Source organism: Streptomyces sp. NPDC054757, from assembly GCF_053612185.1.
In genome coordinates this window covers 176,275-183,485 of the sequence record NZ_JBSHBW010000015.1, presented here as the reverse complement: position 1 = coordinate 183,485, position 7,211 = coordinate 176,275, and the positions used below count along the sequence as shown (strand labels likewise).

Below are 7,211 nucleotides of genomic sequence, written 5' to 3'. Positions count from 1 at the left end.
CCGGGAGCCGGGAGCCGGGAGCCGGGAGCCGGGAGCCGGGAGCCGGGAGCCGGGAGCCGGGAGCCGGGAGCCGGGAGCCGGGAGCCGGGAGCCGGTGACGTTCGGGCTTTCGCCCGACTGGCTGCTGGCGGACGGCAGGCCCTTCGTCGACGCGCTCGTGCTCTCCCATCCCGAGCAGCTGGAACGGCTCCGCCGGGTCTGCCCGCAGGCGCTCCGTTCGGCGGTCCTCGCGGGTGACCCGTGCTTCGACCGCATGCTGGCGGCCCGTCCCTACCGCGAGCGCTACCGGCGGGCTCTCGGCGTCCGCGAGGGACAGCGTCTGATCGTCCTCAACTCCACCTGGAATCCCGAGGGTTTCTTCGGCGACGGCGGTGGCCAGGACCTGCTGCCCAGTCTGCTGCCCCGGCTTCCGGCCGAACTGCCCGCCGACGACTACCGGCTGGCCGCCGTGCTTCACCCCAACATCTGGCACGGGCACGGCCCGGGCCAGATCCGTGCGTGGCTCGACCGCGCCCTCCGCAGCGGACTGACGCTCATCGACCCTGTGCGCGCATGGCGGCAGGCCCTCATCGCGGCGGACCTGGTCCTGGGGGATTTCGGAGCCGTCACCTACTACGCGGCGGCCCTGGGCACCCCCGTACTGCTCGCGTCCTCCGCGCAGGAGGGCCTTGACCCCGAGGCGCCGCTTGCCGCGTTCGTGCGGGACGCACCGCGTCTCGACCCGCTCGCTCCGCTGCGCCCACAGGTGGAAGAGGTGTGGGACCGGCACCGCCCGCTCGCGGGCCCCGCCGAGTTCACCACTTCGAGCCCAGGCGCTGCGGCCTCGCTGCTCCGCCGGAGTTTCTACGGACTGCTTGAGCTGCCGGAACCGGCCGCGCCCGCACTGCTGGAGCCGCTGCCGCTGCCACCGTACGAACCCGCGCACCGTACGGCCCCCCTGCGGGTGCGCACGCACGTGGACCACGGGTCGGTCGAGGTGGAGCGCTCCACGAGGATCCCGTACGGCGCCACGGGCGAGACGCATCTCGCCGTCCACGAGGACACCCGGGACCCCGGCGAGCTGGAGCTGGCGGACGTGATCTGGCGTGCGGGGCAGCCGGACGATCCACGTCTGGGCGGCGCCGCCGGGTGGACCGCGGAGATCCTGCGCAGGCACCGGCACTGTGTGCTCGCCGCTTATGTGACCGGCGCGGACAGCTGCACCGTACGGACGCGGGGGCAGGGCGTGCTCCAGCTGTCCGCAGGCCCTGGTGCGGACGCGGACCCGGCGGCCTATGCCTCGGCCGCGCACGCCTGGCTGGCCGCGGGCGGGACAGTGCCCGCCAGCGGTACGACGCTGCACGTGCGTACCGCCGGCATCGTCCACCCCGTCACGGTCAGGGCTGCCGCCGGGTCTGGCACCGCTCCCGGAGCCGGGCGAGATACGCCAGGTGCGTAGCCGCGTTCACGGGGAGCAGACGCTCGGCCTCGGCGATCCGCGCCGACGCTGCGGAATCGTCGTCCGCGGCGTGAAGGGTTTCGGCCAGGTCCGTCAGAGCACGGGCCTGGTTGTACGTCTCTCCCCGGTCCGCGAAGAAGGCCGCCACCGGCTCCAGGAGCGCGCGGGATTCCTCCAGCCGTCCCAGTCCCCGCAGCGCCCGTCCCTGATGGCGCTTCACCAGGTTCAGCGCGCGCGGAAGATCCGCGGTGCCATCGCCGCCGGGTGCGATGCGCCGGTACACCTGCTCCGCCTCCAGGAACCGTTCGTACGCGGCCTCGTAGAGCCACTGGTTCAGATCGATCAGGCCCAGCATTTCCAGCGCGGACGCCTCCCCCAGGAGGTGTCCGGCCACTCGCTCGCATGCGACGGCGGCGTGCCCCTCGCGTGCGGCCTCCTCCGGGTGCCGCAGCTCTCCGAGGCAGTGGGCGAGCTGGAAGTGCAGCGCCGCTGCCGTACGGGAGTCCGGCTGCCGGTCGTCGGCGCGGCGGGCCGCGGTCCGAAGAGCGGGCAGGACCTCGTCCAGGTGGCCGGATTTCAACTGCAGCGGCCACAGCGAACGGCCGAGCCTCAGCACGGTGTCGTACTGCTGGTACTCCTCGGCCACCGACACGGCCCGGACCAGGTTCCCGGCCTCGGCACGCAGCACCTTCAGGCCCGTGTCCTCGTCCGGAGGCCCGCCCTCGGCGTGCGGGGCTTCTTCGAAAGCCGGTGGGTGCTCCACCCGCCAGCTCTCCGGCAGGGCGGCGTGCGCGGCGCGCAACGCCCGCTGGACGAGGTCGTCCAGGGAACGCGACACGGCGGCCGAGCACTCCGCGATTCCGTGTTCAGGACCTGCCGCGTCCTCCAGGCAGCGGCGTACCTCGGGCCGGAAGCGGTAGCGGGCGTCGGGCAGCCGCTCCACCAGCCGCGCTTCCGCGGCCCGTTCAAGAAGACCCGCCGCTTCCGGCGTGGCCACACCGGCGGCGCGTCCCGCCAGCGCGGCGTCGAAGGCGGGCCAGCCGCCGAGCGCGGTGAGCCGGCAGAGCCGGGCCGCCTCCGGGCCGAGGCGGAGGCACACGGTCCGCACCGTGTCCCGGACCGGATCGCCCGTCGCGGCTGTCCCCCGTACCCCCGGGGAGAGTTGTTCGCCCGCCAGCAGGCGTACCGCAGCGGCCCGCAACGCGAGGGCGTTCCCCCCGCAGCGGGCCACTGCGTCCGACACATCGTCCGCCCGCCGGGCCAGCGCCTCCTTGCCCGCGACTCTCTTCAGCAGCTGCTTCGCGTCCCGGTCGGCCAGTCCGGGCACCTCGACCAACTCCGCCTCGAAGTCGAAGCAGGGACCGGACGAGACCACCAGCAGGAAGACGTCGGGGGTGGACGGGATCACCGCACGGACCTGCGCGGCGGCGGATGCGTGGTCGACCACGACCAGGATTCGGCGCCCGGCCGTAAGGGTCCGGTACAGGTCTTCCCGTCCTGCCTCCGTGGACGGCATCCGTTCCGGATCGACGCCCATACGACGCAGAAGCAGCAGGAGAACGGCGGCCGGAGCCGGCCCGTGATCGCCACCGGCATCACGGAGGTCGACGTAGAACTGCCCGTCCGGGAACCGGTGGACGGAGTCGGCGCCCCAGTACAGAGCCACCGCACTGGTACCGACACCGGGCGCCCCGTAGAGCAGCACCGCCCTGGGGCGCCCGGCCGCCGCACGTGTCAGTTCGCGCTTCAGCCGCCGCAGGACACCCTCACGGTCGGTGAAGTGCCGTGTGGGGGGCGGCAGTCCGGGCCCCCGCCGCAGCGCCGGTACGGCATCGTCCGCCCGGTCTCTCACGAGCTGGGCCCATTCGGCACCGAGACGCAGGTCCTGATCCATCCGCGGGTGCACTTGGCGCGCCAGCAGATCGCAGCCTTCCGGGCTGGTCGGCAACGGCACCTCACGCCTGAGCGTTCGCCGTACCTGTGCACCGGTCGACAGCCGGATGTTCTTGCCGATCTCGCCGCCGGCGCCATTGCCCACAGCGGTCAGAAACGCGGTGAGCGCACTCAGCGTCACGGTCTCGATCACACGCAACCCTCCCCGGTCCGGTCCCCTGACCGGACCCTATCGGTCCGTACCGGGGGCAGACAGGCGAATCCTCGACCTGACGGTGCGGCCGGGTTCCGGTCTGACACCCCGCCACACGGGCAAGCGGTGTCCGGCAGGCCATGGCCTGCCGGACACCGCGCTGTCAGGGCCTGTCAGGACCTGTCAGGACCTGTCAGGACTCGGGGAGGGAGAGGATCAGCAGGCGCCGAGGTCCTGCCAGGCACCCCATTCGCCCGTGGTTCCGGGGGTCTCGCCGGTGGTCCACCACTTGGCCTTCCAGGTGTGGCCGCCGTACGAGACGGTGTTGCCGCCGACGTAGACCGCGCTCTTGCTCCACTGCGCCGCACTGCACGCGGTGGCCCCGCCGGTGATGGTGAGTGTGTAAGTGGCCGTGTGGGTGGTGGACCCCGCCTTGCCGGTGACCGTCAGGGAGTACTTGCCGGAGACCGCGGACGAGGTGGTGGAGACCGAGAGGGCCGCGTCGCCTCCGGCCTTGACCGAGCCGGGGCTGACCGATGCCGTGACCCCGGCCGGTGCGCCGGTCACGGCCAGGCCGACCGTCTGGGCCGCCCCCGCGGTGACCGCGGTGTGCACCGACGAGGTGGTGGAGCCGCCGGCCGCGACGGTGGCCGATGCCGGGGTTAGCGAGACCGAGAAGTCGTCGGCCGGGGGCGTCGTGCTGCCGGAGCTGGTGAACGGCTCGAAGGTGTGGCTGAACTGCCAGGTGCTCTGGTCGATGCCGGAGCAGGAGTCGGAGCCGCCCTGGCCGGGGCAGCCGCCGTTGTCACGCTGAAGGGCCCAGATGGACAGGGTGTTGATGCCCTTGTCCACGGCCCAGTTGTAGACCGGCGCCGCGTTGGCGGTGGTGAAGGTCTCGGCGGCTCCGAAGTCGTCGATGCCCGGCATCTCGATGACGCCGACCGAGCCCCACAGCTGCGCGTCCGTCTTCGACGGGTAAAGCTTCGCCAACTGGTCGTGCAGGCCCTGGGCGGCGGTCTGGGTGTCGTTGGCCATGTTGTGCGTGGCGTTGTCGTAGTAGTCGAACGTCATGATGTTCGTGACGTCGATCCGTGCGTTGTTGGACACCGCGTTCTTCAGCACGGCCAGACCGCTGGAGGCCAGCCCCTTCGTGGTGGTGGGCAGGGTGTACGAGAACTCGACGGTGCGTCCGTTGGCGGCTGCCCAGTCCTCCACCTGCTTGACGGCCTTGTTGCGCCGGTCGATGCCCGCCGAGTTGGTCAGCGAGTTGTCCTCGATGTCCAGGTCGATCCGGGTGATGTCGTAGGTGGTGATGACCTTCTCGTACGCGGCGGCGATCTGGCCGACGTCCGTACAGCTGTCGGCGATCTCGGTGCCGGTGTTGTCGGCGGTGTAGCCGCCGAACGAGGCGATGATGTCGCCGCCGTTGGACTTGATGGTGCTGATGTCGCTGCCGAAACTGGCGGACGAAACGGGCATGCTGCTGTCGCCGTTCCAGTACGGCGTGCAGGAGCCCTTGGCCGCCGCCTGGAGGAATGCCATCGTCAGGTATTTGCTCCCGGACTGTTCGGCCAGGGCGGCCGGGCTGTCACCGGTCCAGGCTTCGAAGTACGGGGCGTACACATGCGCGGGCAGTGGGGTCGCCGCCTGGGCGGATCCGCTGCCGACGGTGACGAGCCCGGCTGCTGCCGCCGCCGTGACCACGACGGTGGCGAGGGTACGGATCGGTCTCATTGAGTCTCCTGGGAACACCGGTTGGAGGAAGAGGGAGGGGAAGAGCGGTGCGGGCCCGCGATGCCCGGCGGGGCGGAACCGTGGGGGCGGGAGAGGCCCCGGCCGGGCATCGCGGGGGTCAGGGGAGGTACGGGAGAGGCGAGCAGTGCCGGGGGCTCGGCCGGCGCCGGGGCGCCGGATGACCGGCAGGTCCGATCAGCAGGCGCCCAGGTCCTGCCAGGCCCCCCAGTCGCCCGTGGTGCCCGGCTCCTCATTGGTGGTCCACCACTTGGCCTTCCAGTTGTGGCCCTTCCAGGAGACCTGCTTCCCGCCGGTGTAGACCTCGGATGCGCTCCACGACGGTGAGGTGCAGGAGCCGGACGGAGGCGGGGTGACCGGCGGGGTGGTCGGGGGCGGGGTGACCGGCGGGGTGGTGGGAGGCGTCGTCGGCGGGGTGGCCGGGGGCGATGTCGGAGGCGCCGAGCAGTCGGACGCGGACCCGTTCGTCGCGGTCACGATCTTGTTGAAGAGGGTGGCCGCGGGGTCGAGGTCGAGCAGCGAGTACATCATCGAGCCGCCCAGGCCGTGGCAGTGCGCGTAGTCGGCCTTGGCCTGGATGCTCTTGTCGCCGAGGCCGGTCCAGAACTCCGTACCGTTGTAAAAGTAGTTGGACTGGGTGGCGGGGTCGTAGAACGTGGTGGACGGGTTGGCGACGATGCCCGTCAGTTCCTTGTAGTACGCGGTCCCCGCGACCTGGCTGATACCGCGCGCCGGGGCCGGTCCGGAGGCCGGCTGGTACAGGCCGTGGTTGCTGCCTGCCGAGACTCCGGTCCAGCCCCGGTAGTACAGCGGGTACCCCATAGTGATCTTGCTCGCCGGGAATCCGCCCGGGATGCCGTAGGCCGGATCACCGGTGGTCCATGCCTTGATGGCGTTGTCGGTGGAGTACTTCTCGGTTCCGGGCGAGACCGGCGTCGAGGGGTCGTCCGGCGACACATACGTCGGGTCCTGGTGGTTGGTCGGGCCGGTCGCGTCCCAGGCGCCGTGCATGTCGTACGTCATGACGTTGGCGTAGTCGAGGTACTGGCCGAGCTTGTCGGTCTCCAGGTTCGCGATCTTGTCCTGGCCGGCCGGGAGAGCCGCGGTGAGCAGCATCTTCTTGCCGCCGTTGGCGGCGCCGTAGGCGTCGAGCTCGGTGCGGAACTCCGCCATCAGCTTGGTGTAGTTCGCCTTGTCGGCGGTGCTGTAGTGGTTACCGGTATGGCCATTGGGCGAGCCGGGGTACTCCCAGTCGATGTCGAAGCCGTCGAAGATCCCGGCCGCCGAGCCGTCCCCGCCGTAGCCGCCCTGCACCGGCAGGTTGCCCTTGATGAACATGTCGATGCAGGAGCTGACGAGCTTCTTGCGGCTGGCGTCGGTCGCGGCCGCGTCGGAGAAGTACTTGGAGTACGTCCAGCCGCCGATCGACGCGACGATCTTCAGCTTCGGGTATTTCGCCTTCAACTTCTTGAGCTGGTTGAAGTTGCCGACGATCGGCTGGTCCCACTTGTCGGCGACACCGTCCACGCTGATGTCGGCGCCGAAGGACTTCTGGTAGTCGGCGAAGGCATCGCCCGCGCCGTCACCGGCGTTGGGGTCGCTCTCGTTCGTCGAGTCGGACGCCTTGGTCGCCTCGAAACAGGTGTGGCTGCTGGGGTCGATGTTCTCGAACGAGTAGTTGAGGATGTCCAGCTTGCCCGCAATCCCCTCGGTGTCGAGGTTCTTGGGGTAGAAGGCGTTGCCGTACACGCTCCACTGGTCGTAGTACGCGATCTTGACGCCCCCGCTGCTCGAGGCGGCGGCCGCGGGTTTGGCGGCGGGGGCGGCGTCCGCCTGGGTGCTGACACCGGCTGCGAGTGCGGTGAGCACCCCCATGGCCAGCGCCGCGCTCGTGGCGGCGGCCATGAGCGTTCTCTTCCTGGATTGCACGGGGAC

4 protein-coding genes are annotated in these 7,211 nt (G+C 70.9%); 1 reads left to right on the top strand and 3 read right to left on the bottom strand.

Annotation, left to right across the window (positions count from 1 at the left end):
* The coding region (locus tag ACWGKJ_RS19635; protein WP_453315774.1) for a hypothetical protein at window positions 1–1,438 on the top strand (1,438 nt) is incomplete at its 5' end.
* On the opposite strand, the gene ACWGKJ_RS19630 is transcribed toward ACWGKJ_RS19635, so the two are convergent.
* From ACWGKJ_RS19630 to ACWGKJ_RS19620, 3 genes are all read right to left on the bottom strand, one after another.
* Window positions 1,377–3,524 carry an ATP-binding protein gene (locus ACWGKJ_RS19630; RefSeq protein WP_385033888.1) on the bottom strand — a complete coding sequence of 716 codons (2,148 nt, stop codon included), beginning with the start codon at window positions 3,522–3,524 and terminating at the stop codon, window positions 1,377–1,379. The genes ACWGKJ_RS19635 and ACWGKJ_RS19630 overlap by 62 nt on opposite strands.
* A 216-nt stretch (window positions 3,525–3,740) precedes the next feature.
* Window positions 3,741–5,258, bottom strand: coding sequence for a chitinase (locus ACWGKJ_RS19625; protein WP_385033885.1), 1,518 nt, complete (start codon window positions 5,256–5,258; stop codon window positions 3,741–3,743).
* Window positions 5,259–5,453: 195 nt separating this feature from the next.
* The gene (locus ACWGKJ_RS19620) at window positions 5,454–7,181 is read right to left on the bottom strand and encodes a glycosyl hydrolase family 18 protein (protein ID WP_385031117.1); all 1,728 of its coding nucleotides are present in this window, start codon (window positions 7,179–7,181) and stop codon (window positions 5,454–5,456) included.
* Window positions 7,182–7,211: the final 30 nt, after the last annotated feature.